The 21,411-nt window shown below is 64.9% G+C and carries 22 protein-coding genes; 11 read left to right on the top strand and 11 right to left on the bottom strand.

The genetic code is table 11. The features are described 5' to 3' along the window. The 4 genes from RMN84_RS01120 to RMN84_RS01105 all read left to right on the top strand — a co-directional run. Positions 1–760: class I tRNA ligase family protein (locus tag RMN84_RS01120; RefSeq protein ID WP_309610368.1), on the top strand; the 760-nt coding region annotated here is incomplete at its 5' end. Then, entirely contained in the window at positions 757–1,536 is a 780-nt protein-coding gene (locus tag RMN84_RS01115; RefSeq protein WP_309610367.1) for a TatD family hydrolase, read from the top strand. The genes RMN84_RS01120 and RMN84_RS01115, both read left to right, overlap by 4 nt. Before the next feature lie 95 nt (positions 1,537–1,631). Further along, positions 1,632–2,300 (top strand): MBL fold metallo-hydrolase, encoded by a 669-nt coding sequence (locus RMN84_RS01110; protein WP_309610366.1) that lies wholly within the window; start codon positions 1,632–1,634, stop codon positions 2,298–2,300. Then, positions 2,297–2,884, top strand: coding sequence for a TIGR02281 family clan AA aspartic protease (locus RMN84_RS01105; RefSeq protein WP_309610365.1), 588 nt, complete (start codon positions 2,297–2,299; stop codon positions 2,882–2,884). Before RMN84_RS01110 ends, RMN84_RS01105 begins: the two co-directional genes overlap by 4 nt. 128 nt (positions 2,885–3,012) lie before the next feature. On the opposite strand, the gene RMN84_RS01100 is transcribed toward RMN84_RS01105, so the two are convergent. Beyond that, positions 3,013–5,028: a TonB-dependent receptor domain-containing protein gene (locus tag RMN84_RS01100; protein WP_309610364.1), complete on the bottom strand. Its 2,016-nt coding sequence runs from the start codon at positions 5,026–5,028 to the stop codon at positions 3,013–3,015. Positions 5,029–5,351: 323 nt separating this feature from the next. Here RMN84_RS01100 and mazG point away from each other — a divergent pair, with 323 nt between their 5' ends. After that, complete coding sequence (gene mazG / locus RMN84_RS01095; protein WP_309610363.1) at positions 5,352–6,125, top strand: nucleoside triphosphate pyrophosphohydrolase; 774 nt, start codon at positions 5,352–5,354, stop codon at positions 6,123–6,125. Here the strand turns inward: mazG and hflX are convergent. Genes hflX through dusB form a run of 5 tightly spaced genes read right to left on the bottom strand, consistent with a single transcriptional unit; the run spans position 6,082 to position 12,626 of the window. Then, the gene (hflX, locus tag RMN84_RS01090; RefSeq protein WP_309610370.1) at positions 6,082–7,380 is read right to left on the bottom strand and encodes a GTPase HflX; all 1,299 of its coding nucleotides are present in this window, start codon (positions 7,378–7,380) and stop codon (positions 6,082–6,084) included. The genes mazG and hflX overlap by 44 nt on opposite strands. Further along, a complete protein-coding gene (hfq, locus tag RMN84_RS01085) occupies positions 7,377–7,916 on the bottom strand; it encodes an RNA chaperone Hfq (protein ID WP_309610362.1) in 540 nt (179 codons plus the stop codon). The genes hflX and hfq overlap by 4 nt, the downstream gene beginning before the upstream one ends. A gap of 2 nt (positions 7,917–7,918) precedes the next feature. Then, the gene (locus RMN84_RS01080) at positions 7,919–9,301 is read right to left on the bottom strand and encodes a sigma-54 dependent transcriptional regulator (protein ID WP_309610361.1); all 1,383 of its coding nucleotides are present in this window, start codon (positions 9,299–9,301) and stop codon (positions 7,919–7,921) included. Beyond that, positions 9,301–11,562 carry an ATP-binding protein gene (locus RMN84_RS01075; RefSeq protein ID WP_309610360.1) on the bottom strand — a complete coding sequence of 754 codons (2,262 nt, stop codon included), beginning with the start codon at positions 11,560–11,562 and terminating at the stop codon, positions 9,301–9,303. Before RMN84_RS01075 ends, RMN84_RS01080 begins: the two co-directional genes overlap by 1 nt. Positions 11,563–11,618: 56 nt before the next feature. Continuing rightward, entirely contained in the window at positions 11,619–12,626 is a 1,008-nt protein-coding gene (dusB, locus tag RMN84_RS01070; protein WP_309610359.1) for a tRNA dihydrouridine synthase DusB, read from the bottom strand. Between the two features lie 49 nt (positions 12,627–12,675). Between dusB and RMN84_RS01065 the strand changes: the two genes are divergently transcribed. Both RMN84_RS01065 and RMN84_RS01060 read left to right on the top strand, forming a co-directional pair. Then, the gene (locus RMN84_RS01065; RefSeq protein WP_309610358.1) at positions 12,676–13,812 is read left to right on the top strand and encodes a bifunctional 2-C-methyl-D-erythritol 4-phosphate cytidylyltransferase/2-C-methyl-D-erythritol 2,4-cyclodiphosphate synthase; all 1,137 of its coding nucleotides are present in this window, start codon (positions 12,676–12,678) and stop codon (positions 13,810–13,812) included. Positions 13,813–13,829: 17 nt separating this feature from the next. Then, positions 13,830–14,330 (top strand): CinA family protein, encoded by a 501-nt coding sequence (locus RMN84_RS01060; protein ID WP_309610357.1) that lies wholly within the window; start codon positions 13,830–13,832, stop codon positions 14,328–14,330. On the opposite strand, the gene RMN84_RS01055 is transcribed toward RMN84_RS01060, so the two are convergent. Beyond that, positions 14,291–14,752, bottom strand: coding sequence for a type II toxin-antitoxin system RatA family toxin (locus RMN84_RS01055; RefSeq protein WP_309610356.1), 462 nt, complete (start codon positions 14,750–14,752; stop codon positions 14,291–14,293). The genes RMN84_RS01060 and RMN84_RS01055 overlap by 40 nt on opposite strands. Then, a complete protein-coding gene (gene lipA, locus RMN84_RS01050) occupies positions 14,752–15,708 on the bottom strand; it encodes a lipoyl synthase (protein ID WP_309610355.1) in 957 nt (318 codons plus the stop codon). Before lipA ends, RMN84_RS01055 begins: the two co-directional genes overlap by 1 nt. Before the next feature lie 83 nt (positions 15,709–15,791). Here lipA and RMN84_RS01045 point away from each other — a divergent pair, with 83 nt between their 5' ends. Continuing rightward, on the top strand, positions 15,792–16,424 hold the full coding sequence (locus RMN84_RS01045; protein ID WP_309610369.1) for a carbonic anhydrase: 633 nt from the start codon (positions 15,792–15,794) through the stop codon (positions 16,422–16,424). Between the two features lie 10 nt (positions 16,425–16,434). Here the strand turns inward: RMN84_RS01045 and RMN84_RS01040 are convergent, their stop codons facing one another. Then, positions 16,435–16,782: a hypothetical protein gene (locus RMN84_RS01040; protein ID WP_309610354.1), complete on the bottom strand. Its 348-nt coding sequence runs from the start codon at positions 16,780–16,782 to the stop codon at positions 16,435–16,437. Between the two features lie 101 nt (positions 16,783–16,883). Between RMN84_RS01040 and RMN84_RS01035 the strand changes: the two genes are divergently transcribed. The 3 genes from RMN84_RS01035 (at position 16,884) to RMN84_RS01025 (ending at position 18,849) form a co-directional block, all read left to right on the top strand. After that, the gene (locus RMN84_RS01035; protein WP_309610353.1) at positions 16,884–17,618 is read left to right on the top strand and encodes an NYN domain-containing protein; all 735 of its coding nucleotides are present in this window, start codon (positions 16,884–16,886) and stop codon (positions 17,616–17,618) included. Positions 17,619–17,675: 57 nt separating this feature from the next. Further along, positions 17,676–18,209 carry a pyridoxamine 5'-phosphate oxidase family protein gene (locus RMN84_RS01030; protein ID WP_309610352.1) on the top strand — a complete coding sequence of 178 codons (534 nt, stop codon included), beginning with the start codon at positions 17,676–17,678 and terminating at the stop codon, positions 18,207–18,209. A 208-nt stretch (positions 18,210–18,417) separates the two neighbouring features. After that, the gene (locus RMN84_RS01025) at positions 18,418–18,849 is read left to right on the top strand and encodes a DoxX family protein (protein WP_309610351.1); all 432 of its coding nucleotides are present in this window, start codon (positions 18,418–18,420) and stop codon (positions 18,847–18,849) included. A gap of 144 nt (positions 18,850–18,993) precedes the next feature. Here the strand turns inward: RMN84_RS01025 and ettA are convergent, their stop codons facing one another. After that, on the bottom strand, positions 18,994–20,673 hold the full coding sequence (gene ettA, locus RMN84_RS01020) for an energy-dependent translational throttle protein EttA (RefSeq protein WP_309610350.1): 1,680 nt from the start codon (positions 20,671–20,673) through the stop codon (positions 18,994–18,996). 88 nt (positions 20,674–20,761) lie between these two features. Continuing rightward, positions 20,762–21,411 (bottom strand): AMP-binding enzyme (locus RMN84_RS01015; RefSeq protein ID WP_309610349.1); only part of this gene is annotated, 650 nt, incomplete at its 5' end.

Raw genomic sequence — 21,411 nt, 5'->3', positions numbered from 1 at the left:
GGTCTATTGGCCGGCCTTCCTGATGTCGGCGAAGATCGCGCTACCCAAGCAGATCTACGGCCACGGCTTCCTGCTGAGCCGCGGCGAGAAAATGTCGAAGAGCGTCGGCAACGTCGTCGATCCGCTCGCCCTGGCCGAACGCTACGGGGTCGATGCGCTGCGCTATTTCCTGTTGCGTGAAGTCACCTTCGGGCAAGACGGCAGCTACAGCCACGAAGCGATCGTCAACCGCGTTAATGCCGAGCTCGCCAACAGTTTCGGCAACTTGGCGCAGCGCAGCCTCAGTTTGATTGATCGAAACTTCCCGGAACGACTTCCTTGGGGTGGACTGGAGAAACCCGAAGATGCCCAATTGCAGGGTCTAGTGACGGATACCTGCAGAAATTTGATCCCGCGCGAGTTCGAAAAGTTCGCGTTTTCACAAGGACTAGAGGAATGGATGCGAGCTGTTTTCGCCTGCAATCAGTATATCACGCAGCAGGAGCCATGGGCACTCAAGAAGGCCGATCCTGAAAGAATGAAGGCCGTATTGGCCACGCTTTTTCTCTGTATCCGCGATCTCGCGATTGCTGTTCGACCGGTCATGCCCACGTCAATTGATCGACTTCTCGACATGATGGGCATCCCGCCCGGCGAGCGCAATTTCGCCGACCTCGAGAATATTGGATGGTATAAAGCGCTGACCACTGGGCCTAGCCCCCTTCTCAAGCCAGCCCCGATCTTTCCCCGCCTCGAACTGCCCAAGGTCGAGGCCGCGTGAGCCTGATCGACAGCCATTGCCACCTCAACTACCCCGGCCTCGTCGAGCGTCAGGGCGAGGTTCTCGCTACCGCCCGCGCGCGCGGGATCGCCGGATTTCTCAATATTTCGACGCGCCAGGCCGAGTGGGCCGACGTCATCGCCACCGCCGAGCGCGAGCCCGATGTGTGGGCGACGGTCGGCGTCCATCCGCACGAGGCCGACGCCCACCCCGACCTCGGCGCAGCCGCGCTGATCGAAGCGGCGGCACATCCAAAGGTCATCGCCATCGGCGAATGCGGCCTCGACTATTTTTACGACAAGTCCGACCGTGCCGCCCAGCGCGAGCGGTTCGCCGCGCACATCGACGCGGCCTGCGCCACCGGTCTCCCCCTCGTCGTCCACACCCGCGATGCCGAAGACGATACGGCGGCGATGCTGACCGACGCGGTGGGGAAGGGCAGCCTCACCGGCGTGCTGCACTGCTTCACCAGCAGCGAGGCACTCGCTCGTACCGCGCTCGATCTCGGTTTTTATATCTCGCTCAGCGGGATCGTGACGTTCAAGAACGCGAAGGATTTGCAGGAGACCGCAAAAATCGTCCCGGCCGACAGCTTGCTAGTCGAAACCGACTCTCCGTTTCTCGCACCGGTGCCAAATCGCGGTAAGATCTGCGAACCGGCATTCGTGGCCGACACTGCGGCATTCGTGGCCGGACTGCGCGGCGTGTCGAACGAAGAACTGGCCGCAACGACCACCGCCAACTTCTTCACCCTGTTCAGGAAAGCCGTCGGGTGAAACTGAGCATTTTGGGCTGTGGCACATCGACTGGCGTCCCCCGAATAGGCAATGACTGGGACCGCTGCGATCCTGACGAACCGAAAAACCGGCGGTTGCGCAGCGCGATCCTGGTTGAAAGTGCGGGTGAGCGGCTGCTGGTCGACTGCGGGCCGGATTTGAGGGCGCAACTCCTTGCGGCCGACGTGACGGCACTCGATATGGTCATCGTGACCCACGATCATGCCGATCTCTGCCACGGAATCGACGACTTGCGGCCAGTTGCACAGGCTATTGGCGCGCCAGTCTCGTTGCGCGGACGGGCCGAGACGCTCGAACGGCTGACGAACCGCTTTCGCTACGCCTTCGAAGGTTCGACCAACTATCGGCCGGTGCTCGTCGCCAGACCGCTGGACGAGGAAGAATCGCTGGGAACGGCGAGCCTCCGATTCGTCGATCAACCCCATGGCGGGATCACCTCGCTCGGCATCCGCATAGACGAGGGCGCGAAATCCGCCGCCTATTCCGTCGATTTCAACAGCATGACCGACGACATGGCGACTCTCTATCAGGGCCTCGACCTGTGGATTGCCGATTGCCTGCGCCGCAAGCCGCATCCGACTCACGCCCATCTCGACGCCGTGCTCGGCTGGGCGCGCGAGCTTGGCGTCGGCCAACTGCTGCTGACCCATCTCGACAACAGCATGGATGTGGCCGAACTGGCCCGCGAATTGCCCGACTGGGCGGCCCCGGCGTATGACGGGCAGGAGATCGTGTTGGCATGACCAACGACATGATGATGGGCGGCCTATATCTGCTGATGGCGATGATGCTCGTGCTAGGCAGCCTGATGTCGCGGCGCGAGCCGATCGCGAAATTGTTAACCATGCTGCTCGCCTGGGTCGCGATCTTCGGCGCAGGCTTCATCCTGTTCGCGTTCCGCGACAATTTCCAATATGTCGGCCAGCGGCTTAAGGCCGAGGCGTTCGGTAGCCCGGTGGTCGAAGGCGCGACCGTCCGCATCCCGATGGCGATCGACGGCCATTTCTGGGTCGAGGCGACGATCAACGGCGTCTCGGCAAAATTCCTGGTCGATAGTGGCGCAACCGTGACCACGGTCGGCAGCGTGCTGGCGGCCGAAGCCAAGCTTCCGAACAGTGGCGCGCACGATCAGCAAGTGCGGACCGGCAACGGCGTCGTGCAAGTGTCGAGCGCAACCGCCGACAGCCTAATCGTCGGATCGATCGATCGCCGCGACCAGCCAGTCTACATTGCCGACAATGACGACATGAACGTCATCGGGATGAGCTATTTGTCGACGTTGAGCCGGTGGAGCGTCGAGGGGCGCTGGCTGATACTGCAGCCCTGAGCGGCCCAATCGTGATAATCATTACTTTACATAATACATATTATCATACTATTGAAATAGTTTTACAGCGCGGGTCCCCCGCTACCTTCACCTGTGTTGAACGCCGCCACCGCGCGCATTGCTCGGAGTCATTTCAGGGTAAGTTCCAGCCACAGCGTGCGGGGCAATGCGCGTTCGACCGTGCCGTCGCTGGCGATGGCCGCCTCGACCCGCTGGTCGAACAGATTCTCCCCGCGAACGCCGATCGCCAAATGTCGGCCAACCGGTAACGACGTGGCGGCATCGACGGTCAAGGCCGAGGCAAGCGAGCGCTGATTGAGGTCGTCCTCAAACTGGCGCGAGATTGCCCGGCCGGTGAGTGACAGTCGCAAATCATTTGGCGCAGTCCAGCCGACTGTCGCGGAGCCCTGATGCTTCGGCGTCTGGGCCGGGCGGAGGTCATTGAGCGCTCGTCCAGCGCCGTCATCCGCCACTCGCGCGCCGACATAACCATAGGACAAATGCAGGTCGAACGGACGGTGGCGCAAGTCGAAGCCGAGTTCGACGCCGTTGGTCCGGATGGCGTCGAGATTCTCGCGCTGGCGATAGCTGCCTGCGGCGGTGACGAACCCCACTCCGGGGAAGACGCCGGGACCGCGTGCGACAGTGACGTTGGCGATGGCGGCGTGCAGACGGCCGGTGAAGACGGTCAGCGTGGCCTTGGCATCGGGGCTTGGCGCCCAGTCGATGCCTGCCTCTACACCGGTCAGCGTCTCCGGCCTGAGCACGGCATTGGCTGCGGTGGCATCGGCGCCGGCGCGGAACGGGCGGTAAAGCTCGTTGAGGGTCGGCAGCCGCCAGCCGCGATAGGCGGCGGCACGCATCGTGACTCCGCGTGCGGCCCGCACGGCGAGCGCGGCCCGACCAGTCGGTTGCCACCCCTCGCGGTCGGCGAAGCCAGTGTCGGTGAGAGTCGCTCCGGCCAATGTCTGCTCGAACAGGCGGCCGTGGCGTATCGACCAATGATCGATCCGGCCGGAGAGATTGGCGATCAACGCTCCGCGCACGAGCGTCGCGTCGGCGAACGCTCCTGCGGTAATCGAGCGACCACCGGCAGTGCGGCGGCGGGTCGCAGCGCCTGCGACAAATTGATAATATTCGCGGGTCTCACCGCGCACCGCCCGCACGTCTGCGCCCAGTCGAAGTTCGATATCGCCCGCCCGCGGCAAGACGTCGGCGCGCGCGCCCCAACCGGCCGACGGCACGGCATATTGGTCGAGCGTCAACGTCGAGGTGGTGCGCGTCGGGTTGATCGCGGCCGACTGGCTGGCGAAGCGGCGTTTCTGACCGTAGCCGAGCAGCGACCAGCGCAGCGGGCCCTTGCCTACCAGGCGGAGCGAGCCGTCGACCCCACGACCGCGATTGTCGGTGTTGGCGGTGCCACGATTGCGACGGTCGTCAAAGGCCGAGAAATTGGCCTGGAGTTCGGTGAGCGGTCCGAGCGCGGCCACCGCGCGGACCGCACCCGAGGACTGGCGATACGGCGCTGCATGATCGACCGGCCCGCGACGGCCCTCAACGATCGGGATGAACCCTTTGCCTCGTGCATATGCGCCCGAGGCCGTGATGAACCCCGGCAACCCTTTGACCGTCAGCGAGCCGCGCGCGTCGCGGGAATTGCGGCTGCCGATGGCAAGATGGGCGTCGAATGGATCGAGCTGATCGGGCGTCGCGCTGTCGAGCTCGACCGTACCGCCGAGCGCGCCAGGTCCCCACAGGCCGCTGCCGCCGCCGCGCGTCACGCGGACTTGGCCGAGGCGGTCGGTGGCGTAGGCGGGAAAGCTGATCCAGCCGCCGAACGGGTCGGCCTGGGGAACGCCGTCGAGAATCAGCAGCGCCCTGCTCGACGCATTTCCGCCGAGGCCGCGAAGCGTGATCGACTGGCTGGTCGCGTTGGCCGAGCGCGAGTCCGAGCGGCGGAAGCTCTGGACCCCGGCGACGTCGCGCAATGCGTCTTCGAGCCGACCACTGGCCGAGGCGAGAATTCGCTTACGGTCGATGGTGATGACGTCATAGGCGGGATCGGCGCGGGTCGAAGCGAGACCCCGACCGGTGACGATGATCGGGTCAGGCAGGGCCGGTTGCGCTGCATGGAGCGGACTCACAATCGGAACTAACAGGGCACTCAAAACACGCGTACGAACAGCGCAGATCATTGGAATCCTGACTCTTCTCAAGGTAGTGCTCGAAGCGAACGTCAATTTACATTGAGACCAGCCTTGGTCCCCTAGGCATAGCGGGCGACGAACGACAGCCACGCTTTAACCAACTTGGCCTCCTTTGACGGTGCCCCGCTCATGCGTCGAGTCGCAATCCACCGAATCCGCTGGGTTTTCTCCAGAATCCGGTGGACACCATTGCGTTGTCCGGCAATCCACCGCCGATGCTAGAAAATGACCACTCTCGCCAATCTGCCACACCGAAACCGATGACGTTTGCCACGAGCCTCGCCCGCCTGGTTGCGATCATGGAGCGGCTGCGCGATCCGGTACGCGGTTGCGAGTGGGACAGTGTGCAGGATTTCGCGTCGATCGCGCCGTACACGATCGAGGAAGCCTATGAAGTCGCCGACGCGATCCAGCGCGGTGACATGAAGGCGCTCGCGGACGAACTCGGCGACCTCCAGCTGCAGGTGGTGTTTCACGCGCAAATGGCTCGCGAAGCCGGCCACTTCACACTCGATGACGTCATCGCTGGCATTTGCGACAAGCTCGAGCGCCGCCATCCGCACATCTTCGGCGACGCCACCGAAGGCGGCCATCCTCTGTGGGAAGAAATCAAGGCAAAGGAACGCGCCGCCGGCGGCGACCAGAGCGCGCTTGCCGGCGTCGCGCTGGCGCTACCCGCGCTCGAACGCGCTGCCAAGCTGCAGAAGCGCGCCGCCCGCACCGGCTTCGACTGGCCCGACGAAGTTGGCCCGCGCGCCAAGATCGACGAGGAGCTGGCCGAGATCGAGGACGCCGCGCCGCAGGACAAGGCCGAGGAAGTCGGCGACCTGCTATTCGCCGTCGTCAACTTCGCACGCCATCTGAAGATCGACCCCGAAGAGGCGCTGCGCCAAGCCAACCGCAAGTTCGAGCAGCGCTTCCGCGCAATCGAGGCGACGCCGGGGTTCGCCGACTGCGACCTCGACGAGATGGAGCGCCGCTGGCAGGCGGTCAAAGCGCCTGGAAACGCGACCATTGCTCCGGGGTCAGCTTGACCGCGACGTGCATCATGTCGCCTTCATAGCGCTGGTCGAGCACTTCGCCGCGCGCGTGGAGCCACGCCAGGCGGACGCCGTCGGCGGCAGATAATTTCAGGCGATGAACCACCGACCCCGCCGCCAGCCGCTTAGAGATTTCAGCACGGAGATGGTCGACCCCTTCCCCGCTCAGAGCCGACAAGGTGACGACATCCTCACGCCGCGCCGCCTCGTTGAGCAGCGCCGCGCCGGCGTCGCCGTCGAGCAAGTCGAGCTTGTTCCACGCCTCCATTCGCGGCGGCGATTCGGGCTCGTCGAGTCCGAGTGACGCCAGCACTTCGGCGACATCGGCCGCCTGCGCGACGCTGTCGGGGTGGGCGATGTCGCGGACGTGGACGATCAGGTCGGCCGACGCGACCTCCTCCAGCGTGGCACGAAACGCCGCGATCAATTGCGTCGGCAAGTCCGACACGAACCCGACCGTGTCGGACAATATCGCCTTGTCATATCCCGGCAACCGTACTCCGCGCATCGTCGGGTCGAGCGTCGCAAACAGCAGATCCTCGGCGAAAACGGTCGCACTGGTCATGCGGTTGAACAGCGTCGACTTGCCGGCATTGGTATAGCCGACCAGCGCCACTACCGGCCATGGCGCGCGCTGGCGCCGGTCACGGTGGAGGCCGCGCGTGCGCTTGACCTGTTCCAGTTCCTGGCGGATCCTGGCCATGCGGTCGCGGATCTGGCGGCGATCGGCCTCGATCTGGGTTTCGCCGGGGCCGCCGAGGAAGCCGAAGCCGCCGCGCTGCCGCTCGAGATGGGTCCAGCTACGCACCAGCCGTCCGGCCTGATAGTCGAGATGGGCGAGTTCGACCTGCAGCCGCCCTTCCGCCGTCGCCGCGCGCTCGCCGAATATCTCGAGGATCAGGCCGGTGCGGTCGATGACCTTGGTCTTGGTCCCCTCCTCCAGCGTCTTCTGCTGGACCGGGGTGAGCATCGCGTCGATCACCAGCAAATGCGCGTCGGCATCCCTCGCGAGCTGACCAATCTCCTCGACCTGACCCTTGCCGAACAGGCTGGCGGACCGCGTCTGGCGGAGGCGATAGGCCTTGCGCCCGACAACCTCGACGCCGATCGCCCCGGCCAGCCCCGCCGCTTCGTCGAGCCGAGCCTCGATCGAGCGCAGCGACTGTGCCCCGGCGCGGTCGGGCAGCACCACCAGCGCTCGTTCGCCGCGCGAAATCCCCTCTTCCTCGCCCCGGTCGAAGACGCTCAGCTGTCGTCTCCGTCGTCGTCGGCCGCATCGTCGACCTCATTATCGTCGCCGGTTTCCTCGCCCGACAGATGAAGCGGCCGCGCCGGCTGCAGCGTCGACATGGCATGTTTGTAGACTAGCTGGACCTGCCCGCCGCGCTCCAGCAGCAGCGAGAATTGGTCGTGCCCGGCGATCGCCCCCTGCAGCATGACGCCATTGACCAGGAAGATGGTCATCGCCTCATGCTGCTTTTCGGCGGCGGCCAGGAAAATGTCCTGCAGCGCGCTCGGCTTGCGACTGGCGACGCTTTCGCGCGTGCCGCGGTCGAGCCCGGCGAGCAGATCGTCGGGTGCATGGGCGGGCATGATGGTCGAGATGCTGTGCTTGTAGACCAGCTGGCTGACCCCGTCGCGGCGCAGGAGCAGCGAGAAGGGATCGAACCAGGTGACGATCCCCTGCAGCTTGACCCCCTTCATCAGGAAGATCGTCACCGGTACCTTGTAGCGACGGACGCCGTTCAGGAAATGATCCTGTAACGAGAATGACTTGTCGGGCATATTTATTCTTCTTCCTCACGTTTGTCGCCCAGCCCGAGGGCCTTCAGCTTACGATGCAGCGCCGACCGCTCCATGCCGATGAACGACGCGGTCCGCGAAATGTTACCCGAGAAACGCCGGATCTGTATCTTGAGATATTCACGCTCGAAACTCTCGCGGGCTTCGCGCAGCGGCGAACCCATAATCGTCATCGTCGCGGTCGACACGCCGATCGTTCCCTGATTGTCGAGAATTTCAGGTGGCAGCAGGTCGACCTCGATCGACTGGACGCGGTCGCCCGGCGCCATGATCAGGGTGCGCTCGATGATGTTGCGCAACTGGCGGACGTTGCCGGGCCAGTCCTGCGCCTGCAGCGCGGCGGTCGCCTCGTCGGAGAGGACGGGCGTCGGCATGCGCCGTTCGGCGGCGAAGCGCGCGAGGAAGTGGTTGACCAGCTCGGGGATGTCCTCGCGCCGCTCCTTGAGCGACGGCATTCGCACCGGCACGACGTTGAGGCGGTAGAACAAATCCTCGCGGAAGCGCCCGGCGGCGATCTCGTCGGCCAGGTTGCGCGATGTTGCCGAGAGGAAGCGAACATCGACCTTGACCGGGCGCTGGCCGCCGACCCGCGTAAAGCTCTGGTCGGTCAGCACGCGCAATATCTTGCCCTGGGTGGTCAGCGGCATGTCGGCGATTTCGTCGAGGAAGAGCGTCCCGCCATGGGCCTGTTCGAGCAGGCCGGGCCGGGCCACGCCGAGCTGCTCGGTGCCGAACAATTCCTCCTCGATCCGGTCGGGGCTCATCGTTGCTGCCGACAGGATGGTGAACGGGGCGGCAGCGCGCGGGCTCCACATGTGGATCGTACGGGCGGCGATCTCCTTGCCGACGCCGGCCGGGCCGGTGATCATCACCCGGCTGCCGGTCGGCGCGACCCGCTTCAACGTCGCGCGCACGCTATTGATCGCGACTGACGATCCGTTGAGCTGATCATCGGGCCCGACCCGCTCGCGCAGGCTGACATTCTCGCGCTTCAGCCGCTCGGTCTCGGTCGCCCGGCTGACCAGATGGAGCAGGCGGCTCGCCTCGAAGGGCTTCTCGATGAAGTCGAGCGCGCCTTCGCGCACGGCGGCGACGGCGGTGTCGAGATTGCCGTGGCCCGAGATCATGATCACCGGCAGGGTCGGGTCGCGCCGCTTGACCTGCTCCAATATCTGCAGCCCGTCGAGCCGTGAGCCCTGCAGCCATACGTCGAGCAGTACCAGCGACGGCCGCCGTTCCTCGATCGCTTCCAACGCGCCGCTGCTGTCGGCGGCGGTGCGGACGGTATAGCCTTCGTCTTCGAGCACCCCCGCAACGAGTTCGCGGATATCGGCCTCATCGTCGACCACGAGTATTTCAAGGGCCATCAGGCAGGTTCCTCATCCGATGATTTCGGCTTGTCCTCGTCGCTCGCCTTCAATGCCGCCAGCTGGTCGGCCTCGAACGCGATGCGGACATGCGTTCCTCCACCCTTGCGGTCGAGAAAGGCAATTTCGCCAAGATGTTCCTCGACGATCTTCTTGACGATGGCGAGGCCGAGACCGGTGCCACGGACGCGCGTCGTCATATAGGGTTCAGTCAGGCGCTCGCGGTCCTCGGGTAGGCCGGTGCCGGTGTCGGTGACGTCGATCACCAATTGCTCGCCGACGCGTGCAATACGCACCGCAATCTGATCGCCGTCGACACTGTCGCCGTCGCGCTGGCGCCGCGCCTCGATTGCCTCGACCCCATTTTTGACCACATTGCTGAGCGCCTGGTCGATCTGGCGGCGGTCGCACACCATGCGGATATCGCCCTCGGGCGGGTCGACGCTGAACTGCACGCCGGGGTGCGCAACTTCGTGCAGGAACAGTGCGTTGCGCGCGATCTTGTGGATATTCTCGTCACGAAATACTGGCTTGGGCATGCGCGCGAAGCTGGAGAATTCGTCGACCATCTTGCGCAGGTCGCCGACCTGGCGGACGATCGTGTCGGTCAGCCGGTCGAACGTTTCGCGATCGGTGGTGATCTGCCCGCCATAGCGACGCTGGAGCCGCTCGGCCGCCAGCGAGATCGGGGTCAGCGGATTCTTGATCTCATGCGCGATCCGCCGGGCAATGTCGGACCACGCCGCCCGCCGCTGGTCGGACAATTGGTCGGTGATATCGTCGAAGGTCAGGACCATGCTCTGGCCGTAGCGGACGCGGTTGACGGCCAACGTGCGCTGCCCGCCACCGGCCGTGACCAGCACATTAGCGGCGCTTGCTTCCCCGGCCATGAATTCGGCCAGTTCGGGCGACACTTCGCTCAGCGGGCGCTGTTCCAAGCCCCCTTCCCCGGGCTGAAGCAGGGCGTGGGCGGAGCGGTTGGTGAGGACGATCGTGTTGGCCGCGTTGAGTGTGATGACGCCCGCCGTGACGCTCGACAGCACCGCCTCGATGAACGCGCGGCGGGTGTCGAGCTGGCTGTTGGCGGCCATCAGCGCGCCGGTCTGCTCCTCCAGCCGCCCGGTCATGCGGTTGAACGCCGCGCCGAGCGTCGAAATCTCGTCGTCCGGCCCCTGCACCGGCACGCGCACGGCAAAATCGCCCTCCTCGATCCTGCCCGCCGCATCGACCAGCGCCGCGACCGGCTGAACCAGCCGATCGGCCAGCTTGAGTGCGGCGATGATCGCCAGCCCGACGATCAGCAGCGCGCCGAGGTACAGCGCGATGTTGAACTTCAGCTGGTTGGCGCGCGATCGGGCGAGCAGCGCGTGATAATCGCTGAGGATCGCGTTGGAGCGCTTGATCTGGTCGGTGAACTCGGGCTCGAACACACGCGCCGCATAGAGATAGGTGTTCGCCGCCGCCGGCAGCCGCACCAGCACGCCGATGCGATCGGGCGAACTGACCTCGACCACCTGCTGCTTGGCCAGCGCCGCGATCTTCTCCGGCGTGATCAGCTTCTCGAGATTGCGATCATAGGGATTGACCAGCGCGAGAGTCCGCAAATGGCCATCGCCACCGACCGAAAAGATGATCGATTCCGACAGGTTGCGACGCAACACCTGGATCCGGCCATAGGCATCGGCGAAGCGCGGATCGTCGATCGCCGCGACCTTGAGGTAGCCGGTCAGATCGCCGCTCATTGTCTGCGTTTCGTTGGCCACCCGGCTGAGCTCGCGATCATAACCACCGCGCGCGACCGCCACCGTATTCTCCAGCATCGTCCGCGCCCGGTTCGAGAACCAGAATTCCAGCCCGCTCTGCAGCAGGATCGAAGCGAAGATCGCGACAACTACGGTCGGCACGGCGGCGACGACCGAGAACAGCGCCACGAGCCGCGTATGGAGTTGCCCGGTGCCGACGCCTCTCGCCTCCGCCTGACGCCGCGCCGCGCCGCGCGCGACCAGCACCATCACGCCGATCGCGGGCAGCAGATTGGCGATCAGCAGCAGAGCGATCAGCGGCGGTGACGTCAGCGTCCCGGGCTCTGCCTCGCGCTGCAGCAACATCGTCGTCACCAGCAGCGTGACCGCCAGCAACAGCGCGCAGCCGAGGATCGCAATCCGATAGAAGCGGCCGCTCTCGCGCTCACGCGCCAGCCAGCGCGCGCCCGGCGAGCGGGATACGGCGTCCAGGTCGGAATCGGCGGCGCGGGCGTCCATCATCGCCAGCCTAGCACGGCTGCGTTGCCCGAAAAACACAGTGTGCGAAAATTAACTTACGCGGCCGCCTGCTGCAGAAACGGCGCATAAAATTCCCGCAGCATCGCCATCACGACACGCCGGTCGTCGATCGTGTTGACCCGGTTGCGGAACTCGGCCGATCCGGTCAGCCCCTTGGTGTACCAGCCGAGGTGCTTGCGCGCAATCTTGACCCCCGCGTCGGCCCCATAGAGGGACAGCATCGCCTCATATTGCTCGAGGATGATCGCCAGTTGCTCGTCGAGCCCCGGCGTCGGCCGCGCCCCGCCTGACGCAAGGTCGCTCATCACCTGGCCGAGCAACCACGGCCGACCATAAGCGCCGCGCCCGATCATCACCCCGTCCGCACCCGACTGCGCCAGTGCCGTCCGCGCATCCTCGATCGAGCAGATGTCGCCGTTGACGATTACCGGCAGGCTGGTCGCGTCCTTGACCTGCCGCACGAACGCCCAGTCGGCCTCGCCCTTGTACATCTGGCAGCGCGTTCGACCGTGGACGGTAATCATCTTGATCCCGAGATCCTCGGCGATCCGCGCCAGTTCGGGCGCGTTCAACGAATGATGGTCCCACCCCATCCGCATCTTCAGCGTCACCGGCACGCGCACCGCCTTCACCGTCGCCGCGATAATCGCGCTGGCCAGCGGCAGGTCGCGCATCAGCGCCGATCCGGCGTCGCCGTTGACGACCTTCTTGACCGGGCAGCCCATGTTGATGTCGATGATCGCCGCGCCGCGCTGCTCGTTGAGCTTCGCCGCCTCGGCCATTTCAACCGGGGAACAACCCGCCAGCTGAAGCGACACCGGCTCCTCGCTCGGGTCCCATTCGGTCTTTTGCAGGGACTGGCGCGTCTCGCGGATCATCGCCGCCGACGCCACCATCTCGCTCACCGTCAGCCCCGCGCCATAGCGCTTGACCATCTTGCGGAACGGCAAGTCGGTCACGCCGGTCATCGGCGCCAGGATGACGGGCACGTCGAGGCGAAGCGGGCCGATCGAGATTGGGCCAAGGGATAGGGCGTGCTGCATGGGAAGCCGCGCCTTTACAGGAGGGGGCGCGGGCGGGCAAGGCGCGGGCATGAGCGTCACCGCCCTGATCGTCGCCGCCGGCTCCAGCAGCCGCATGGGCGGAGATGTGCCCAAGCAATATCGCGCGATCGGCGGCAAGTCCGTCCTGCGCTGGGCGGTCGACGCCATGGCGTCGCATCCCCGGATCGACGACGTGCGGGTAGTCATCGGCGCGGGACAGGAAGCGTTGGCTGACGCAGCTCTTGCCGGTACAGACGTCGGCTCGCTCATCATCGGCGGAGCGGAGCGCGCCGAGAGTGTCGCTAACGGCCTCGCCGCGATCGCCAGCGATATCGTCCTCGTCCACGACGCCGCCCGCCCCTTCTGCCCGCCCCAAGTCATCGACCGCCTGCTCGACGCGCTCGACAAGTATCATGGCGCAGTGCCGGTGCTGGCGGTGGCGGACACGCTGGCCCAGGGCGACACGCTGATTGGCGACCCGGTCGAGCGCAAGCGCCTGCTCCGCATCCAGACCCCGCAGGCGTTCCATCGCGAGGATCTGCTCTATGCGATCGAGGAAGCGGGCAAGCGCCTCGCGACCGACGAGAGTTCGGTCATGGTCGCCGCCGGCTTGAAAGTCGCCGCGGTCGAAGGAGATCGAATGCTCGACAAGCTCACGACGCCCGCCGATTTCGCCGAAGCCGAGGCGCACCTCGCCACCCGCCTCATCAGCCGCACCGGCGTGGGCTTCGATGTGCACAAATTCGGCGGCCCCGGCCCGATCATGATGGGCGGAGTCGCGATCGATCATTACCGCGGGCTGGCCGGGCACAGCGACGCCGACGTCGTCCTCCACGCCCTCACCGACGCCCTGCTCGGCGCGGCCGCGCTGGGCGATATCGGCGAGCATTTCCCGCCGTCGGATCCGCAATGGAAGGGCGCCGCGTCGGGCCAGTTCCTGGCCCATGCCGCCCGCCTGATCGCCGAACGCGGCGGCATCATCGACCATGTCGATTGCACGATAATCTGCGAAGAGCCCAAAATCGGCCCTCACCGCGCCGCCATCCGCGCAGGCGTCGCCCGCATTCTCGGCCTCCCCGACACTGCCGTCAGTATCAAGGCGACGACCACCGAAAAGCTTGGCTTCACCGGGCGCGGCGAGGGTATTGCGGCGCAGGCGGCAGCGACGGTGCGGCTGCCCGTCTGATCTGCTACGCCGCTGCGATGACATCGATCCTTCACGACTCGCTGGTCGACCTCGCCCGGCGAGTGATCGAGGAAAATGCTGCCACCGGGCGGCGTGTCGCGGTGGCGGAAAGCTGCACCGGCGGGCTGGTCGCGGCGGCGCTTACCGAAATTGCCGGTTCCTCGGACGTATTCGAAGGAGGCTGGGTAACCTATTCGAACAGAGCGAAAACCGCCGAGCTCGGCGTGTCAAACGAAGTGCTCGACACCTTCGGCGCAGTCAGCATCGCGACCGCCTGGGCGATGGCGCGCGGAGCACTCGCAAATTCGACCGCCGACGTCGCCGTGTCGATCACCGGCATCGCCGGCCCGGGCGGGGCCGTGCCGGGCAAGCCGGTCGGGACCGTCGTCTTCGCCAAGGCGCTGCGCGGGGGCAGTACCGACGATATCGTGACCGACAGCCGCCTGTTCGAGAATGAGGATCGCAGCGGGGTGCGGCTTCAGGCGGCGCTTTGCGCGCTGGAGCTATTGCTTCCATAAAGGATTGCGGCACGTTCCTCGAACGCCCCGGTCATCCGCCGCAGGGCGCGGTCAAACATCTTGCCCGCCAGACTTTCGAACAACCGCGATTTGAACGCGAAGTCGACGCAGAAGAACAGCTCGGTGCCGCCGTCCGCCGTCGGCGTGAACTTCCACTCGTTGACGAGATATTTGAGCGGACCCTCGATATAGTCAACCACGATTCGCCCCGGTGCCTGCTTCGTCACCCGGCTGGTGAAACGCTCCTTGAACGCCGCGAACCCGACGACGAGGTCGGCGATCGTTTCCGTCTCGCTCGACGAGCGCACGCGCACCGCAACCACCCACGGCAGGAACTCGGCATAGCGCTTGACGTCTGCGACCAGCGTGTAGAGCTGCTCGGGCGTGTAGGGCAGATGCTTGGTCTCGCTGTGGCGAGGCATTAGCCGCCCGTCGCTCCTGCTCCTGCGCCGACCCCTGCTCGCGCCAGTTGTGCCTGCCGCGCATCGCGCATCTTCGCGAAATCGTCGCCGGCGTGATAGCTCGACCGGGTCAACGGCGACGCCGCGACCAGCAGGAAGCCCTTCGCCCGCGCGATCGAAGCATAGGCCTTGAACGCATCGGGCGTGACGAACTCCTCGACCGTCGCGTGGCGCGGCGTCGGCTGGAGATATTGGCCCATCGTCAGGAAATCGATCCCGGCCGAACGCATGTCGTCCATCACCTGATGCACTTCGAGCCGCTGCTCGCCGAGCCCGACCATCACGCCCGACTTGGTGAAGATCGATGGGTCGAGGCGCTTGACCGTCTCGAGCAGCCGCAGCGAAGCATAATAGCGAGCGCCGGGGCGGATCGTCGGATAGAGCCGCGGCACCGTTTCGAGATTATGGTTATACACGTCGGGCCGCGCCGCCACGATCGCCTCGACTGCCCGCTCATGCTTGTTGCGGAAATCGGGCGTAAGAATCTCGATCGTCGTCGTGGGCGTCGTCCGGCGCAGCGCCTCGATCACCTTGACGAACTGGCTCGCCCCGCCGTCGGGCAGGTCGTCACGATCGACTGACGTCACGACGATATGCTCCAGCCCCAGCGCCGCGGCCGCGTCCGCCGTATGCTGCGGCTCTTGGCGGTCGACCGCGCGCGGCATCCCCGTCTTGACGTTGCAGAAAGCGCAGGCCCGCGTGCAGGTGTCGCCCAGGATCATCACCGTCGCGTGCTTCTTGGTCCAGCATTCGCCGATGTTGGGGCAAGCTGCCTCCTCGCACACCGTATTGAGCTTGAGGTCGCGCATCAGCTTGCGGGTCTGGGCATAGCCTTCGCTGGTCGGGGCCTTGACCCTTATCCAGTCGGGCTTACGCTGGCGTGGCGTCGCCGGGACGATGGGCACGGGGGCGTTCATAATTGGCCAGATAGTCGCTCGCGCGCCCGCTTGCCACCCCCACGTCCGATGGCTAGTCGCCACGACGGAAGCGGAGGATAGTGATGGATCAATTCGGACATTTGCTCGACGGCTATCACCGCTTCCGCAGCGACCAATATGCCGGCCAGGGCGCGCGCTGGCGGGAGCTGGCGGAAGGCCAGTCGCCGGTCGCGGTGATCATCGCCTGCTGCGACAGCCGCGCCGATCCGGCAACCATCTTCGACACCAATCCGGGCGAGATTTTCGTGGTCCGCAATGTCGCCAATCTCGTCCCACCGTTCGAGCCGGGCGGCGGCCGCCATGGTGTATCGGCGGCGCTCGAATTTGCCATCACCCAGCTCGAAATCCCCGAAATCATCGTCATGGGGCATGAGCGCTGCGGCGGCATCGAGGCCTCGCTGACCGGGCGGTTCGCCGATGCGGCGCACGGTGAAGGCGGATTTATCGCCGGATGGATGGACCTGCTGGAAGGTCCGCGGACGCTCATTGCCGCCGAGCATGGCAAAGGATCCGACGCCGCACTGCTGTTGGAGGAGGCCGGCATTTGTCAGAGTCTGGCCAATTTGCGCAGTTTCCCGTTCGTTGCCGAACGAGAAGCAGCCGGGAAGCTCACGCTCCACGGCTGCCATTTCTCGATTTTCAAAGGTCAGCTATTCCTGCTCGACGAGGCTAAGGGAATCTTCGACCCCGTCTGAGGATTACAGACTAACAGCGGGTGTTGTAATCATATACCGGCTGGCCATTGCGATCGACATAGTAGCAATAGCCGCGCGTATCGCGATACCATTGGTGCCCGCCCGACACCGCGCCGATGACGCCGCCGGCGACTGCACCGGCAATCGCGCCGGCCCCGACGCTCACACCCGGAATGACCGCGCCGAGCACGCCGCCGGCAACCGCGCCAACCGCAGCGCCCGTGACGGCGCGCCCGGCCTGGGACTGGCCACCATTATTGTAGCCGCCATTGTTATAGCCCTGGTCATAGCCGTTGGTGGCGCACGCCGACAGGGATAAGCTGCTAAGCAGGGCCGCGCCGATTACGATCTTTCTCATGTCCGTTCCTCTCGAATATCGTCTTGATGCTACAAAAGCGCCCGGATGGGTCATTTCGTTCCGCCGCCGACGCGGTATGAGCCTGAAAACGGAGACGCACGATGAACGACCGCAGCGCCAGCGCCGAGCCGAGTCACAATATCGCCCTGCTCATTGACGCCGATAATGCTTCGCCCGACCATCTCGACGAGGTGTTGCTGGTGCTGGGCGAACTGGGAACGATCAACATTCGCCGCGCCTATGGTAACTGGGCGAAATCGAGCCTTAAGAGCTGGGGGACGCTGACCGGGCTTCACTCGATCGTGCCGATGCAGCAATTCGACATCGTCAAGGGCAAGAGCGCGACCGACATGCGCATGGTGATCGACGCGATGGACCTGCTCTATCGCGGCCATGTCGACGGGTTCGGGATCATGTCGAGTGACAGCGACTTCCTGCCCCTCGCCCAGCGGATTCGCGAGGACGGGCTGCCCTGCTACGGCTTTGGGACGACCAAGACCCCGGTCAGCTTCCAGCAGGCCTGCACACGTTTCTTCGACGTCGCTGCGCTCGCCGCGAACGAGCCCGAGGCGCTCGAGGCTCCGACCCCGCACGAAGGCCAGCGAACGATCGACGCCGAGCTACTCAAGATCCTGAGCGCCGCATACAAGGCGTCAAAGCGCGACGAGGAGGGCTTCGCCTCCCTGTCCGAAGTCGGTCAGCGCGCCACCGCAGTGTCGAGCTTTGCGGTCCGCAACTACGGCTTCTCCCGCCTCAGCGACCTGATCACCGCCGTGCCCAATTTCGAGGTCAAGACCGGCAGCGATGGGCGTCTTGCCGTAAAGCGGCTGCGCTGAGCAGGAACGCCAATCTATTCCGAGTGTTGTGACGGCAATCCCATTAAAGGAAATCGCATGATGTTCGGCAATGATGACGACAACGATACCCGCCTGCGCAAGCTGTTCTGGAAAGCGGTCGACGACAGCCCGTTCATGATGCTCGGTCTGGAAGACGTCGAGGACGCCCAGACCCGGCCAATGACCGCTCAGGTCGACGTGCCCGAGGACGGCGACAAAGACTATGGCGGACCGATCTATTTCTTCGCCTCCAAGAGCGATGGCGTCGGCCAGGCGGTGAGGTCGGCTAGTCGGGCGGTGGCAACGTTTGCCGCCAAGGACCACGGCCTGTTTGCCCACGTCCACGGATCGCTCGTCCCGTCGCACGACCGGGCGGTTATCGAGCGGCTGTGGAACCCATTCGTCGCCGCCTGGTACAAGGACGGTAAGGACGATCCCGACCTACAGCTGCTTAAATTCGAGACCGGTCACGCGACGATCTGGGAAGCCGAAAAGGGTTCGACACTGAAGGCCGCAGCTCTGAAAGCACTGTTCAATGTCGACCCCGGCAAGGAACATTCGAAGGATCACAAGGCGGACGTGCGGCTGTAGCGAGCTTCCGCCGTCGATCAACTTAGTCGCGACAGGCAAAGATCAAGGTTGACGATCGGCGGTGACAGGTCGAAACCTGTACTCGACCAGTCCTAGCGGCATCGGCTCCGCTGCCGGGACCGGACGAGCCTCTTGGCGACTCGCTGGAGGGGCTCTGCGGATCAAAGGAACCGCGCGAGGCGCGCTCTGCCGAATGGGGAGGTTGAAAATGATCGATGAACTGGTCGAGAATGACGGGCGCTGGACGCCCTGGGCGGTCGGTGCTCTGCGGATCGTCACGGCGCTGCTGTTTCTTGAGCATGGCACCAGCAAAATTCTTTTTTTCCCCGAGACCGCCGGCAGCGGACCCTCGATGTGGTCGCTACTTTGGGTCGCCGGATGGATTGAGTTGATCGGCAGTCTGTTGCTGCTCGTCGGCCTCTTCACGCGGCCAGTGGCATTCCTCCTCGCCGGGGAAATGGCCATCGCCTATTGGACGGTGCACTCGCCCAAGGCACCCTATCCAGTGCTCAACGGCGGCGAAGCGGCGATCCTGTTCTGCTTCATCTTTCTGTTGCTGCTAGCGACCGGTAGCGGGGCGTGGAGCGTCGATGGCGTGCTGCGACGGCGTCGGCCGGAGGCCGACGGCTATCGCGCCTAGCGCCGTTTCGGTTTAGGACGGCCCGGGAGAAAGCCGGAACGCGTGCCAAGTTGATGCACAACCGCATCAAGTTGGTGATTGTTGCGGGCAGACGAAAAGTGGGTCCCGGGTCAGGCCCGGGATGACAATTGGGGTGTTCTCCCCTTACCGCGTCAATTTCTTGTACGTCATCCGGTGCGGGCGGTCAGCCTCCGGGCCCATGCGGCGGCGCTTGTCTTCTTCATAGGCTTCGAAATTGCCCTCGAACCATTCGACATGGCTGTCGCCTTCGAACGCCAGGATGTGGGTTGCCAGGCGGTCGAGGAAGAAGCGGTCGTGGCTGATGACGACGGCGCACCCGGCGAAATTCTCGAGCGCCTCCTCCAGCGCGCGCAGCGTCTCGACGTCGAGGTCGTTGGTCGGCTCGTCAAGCAGCAGGACGTTGCCGCCCTCCTTCAGCATCTTGGCCAGATGCACCCTGTTGCGCTCGCCGCCCGACAGCTGCCCGACCTTCTTTTGCTGGTCGACGCCCTTGAAATTGAACGCGCCGACATAGGCGCGGGTTTGCAGCTCCTGTTTGCCGATGGTCATCAGCTCGGCCCCGCCCGAGATTTCCTCCCAGACATTCTTGTTCGCGTCGAGATCGTCGCGGCTCTGGTCGACGAACCCCAACCGCACCGTTTCACCGATCTTGACCGCGCCGTCGTCGGGCGTTTCCTGGCCGGTGATCAGTTTGAACAGGGTCGACTTGCCAGCGCCGTTGGGACCGATCACGCCGACGATCCCGCCCGGCGGCAAGGTGAACGACAGGTCGTCGAACAGCAATTTGTCGCCATAGCCCTTGGTCAGGTTGACCGCGTCGATGACATTGCCGCCGAGCCGAGTCGGGGTCTGGATGACGATCTGGGCCTTGCCGATGACCCGCTTCTCGCTCGCCTCGACCAGCGCGTCGAACGCCTTAATGCGGGCCTTGGACTTAGTCTGGCGCGCCTTGGGGCTCTGCCGGATCCATTCGAGTTCCTGGGTGATCGCCTTCTGGCGACCCTCGTCCTCGCGGCTTTCCTGCGACAGCCGCTTGGCCTTCTTATCGAGGTAGGTCGAGTAGTTGCCCTCGTAGACGAAGTATTTCCCGCGATCGAGTTCGAGGATCCAGTTGACGACATTGTCGAGGAAATAGCGGTCGTGGGTGACGAGGATGACGTTGCCCGGATAATCGACGAGATGCTTTTCGAGCCACTGGACGCTCTCGGCGTCGAGGTGGTTGGTCGGTTCGTCGAGCAGCAGGATGCCGGGCTTCTGCAGCAGCAGCTTGGTCAGCGCGACGCGGCGCTTCTCGCCGCCCGACAGGTTGGTGACGGCGGCGTCGCCCGGCGGGCAGCGCAGCGCGTCCATCGCGATCTCGAGCTGATTGTCGAGTGTCCACCCGTCGACCGCGTCGATCTTCTCCTGCAGCTCGCCCATCTCAGTCATCAACGCATCGAAGTCGGCGTCCTCCGGCGGATCGCCCATCAGCGCCGAAATGGCGTTGAAGCGGTCCATCATGTCGGCGACGTCCTTCACGCCCTCGCGGACATTTTCCATGACGGTCTTGGTCGCGTCGAGCTCGGGCTCCTGCTCGAGATAACCGACCGTGATGTACTCGCCCGCCCACGCCTCGCCGGTGAATTCGGTATCGCGCCCGGCCATGATCTTCATCAGCGTCGACTTGCCGGTGCCGTTGGGACCGACAATACCGATCTTGGCGTCGGGATAGAATTGCAGGCTGATATTGCTCAGCACCGGCTTGGGCGCGCCGGGGAAGGTCTTCGACAGACCCTTCATCACATAGCTATATTGGGCGGCCATCGGGGCGCGGGTCCTTGCACTGGTGGGATTTGGAAGCGCGACTAGCCGAGGGAGCGGCGGGAATCCAGCGCGTTGCGCGGATAGCGCGCTAGTTTCGCCCGACCATTTCCGCAGCTCCGGCAAACCGATACCCTGCAAACTGCTCGCGCAATGTCTTCTTGCTCAGCTTGCCGGTGGCCGTGTGGGGCAGTTCGTCGACGAACTCGATCGCGTCGGGCAGCCACCATTTGGCGACGCGGCTGGACAAATGAGCGTGGATTTCCGTGGCGGTGACTACGCTATCGATGCTCCGCACGACGCACAGCAACGGCCGTTCGTCCCACTTGGGATGGGCGATGCCGATCGCGGCCGCCTCGGCCACACCGGGCAGCCCGATCGCCGCATTCTCCAGCTCGATCGAGCTGATCCACTCGCCGCCGGACTTGATGACGTCCTTGGCGCGGTCGGTGATCTGCATCGTGCCGTCGGGATGGAGCAACGCGACGTCGCCAGTGTCGAACCAGTTGTCGGCGGCGGCGGCATCGGCCGTTTCACGGAAATAGCGGCGGATGACCCACGGCCCGCGTACCTGCAGCGCGCCCGACTGTACCCCGTCGCGGGGTAGAACATGGCCCGCTTCGTCGACCGTGCGCAGCTCGACCCCGAACGGCGCCCGGCCCTGGCGCGCGATATAGTCGACCTGCTCGACCGAGCACAGCTTGTCCCAGTCGGACGTCGGCGCGCCGCAGGTGCCGATCG

This window comes from Sphingomonas sp., from assembly GCF_031380695.1.
Lineage (GTDB): Bacteria > Pseudomonadota > Alphaproteobacteria > Sphingomonadales > Sphingomonadaceae > Sphingomicrobium.
The sequence above is the reverse complement of the archived record's forward strand: the minus strand, read 5'-3'. Positions and strand labels throughout refer to the sequence as shown.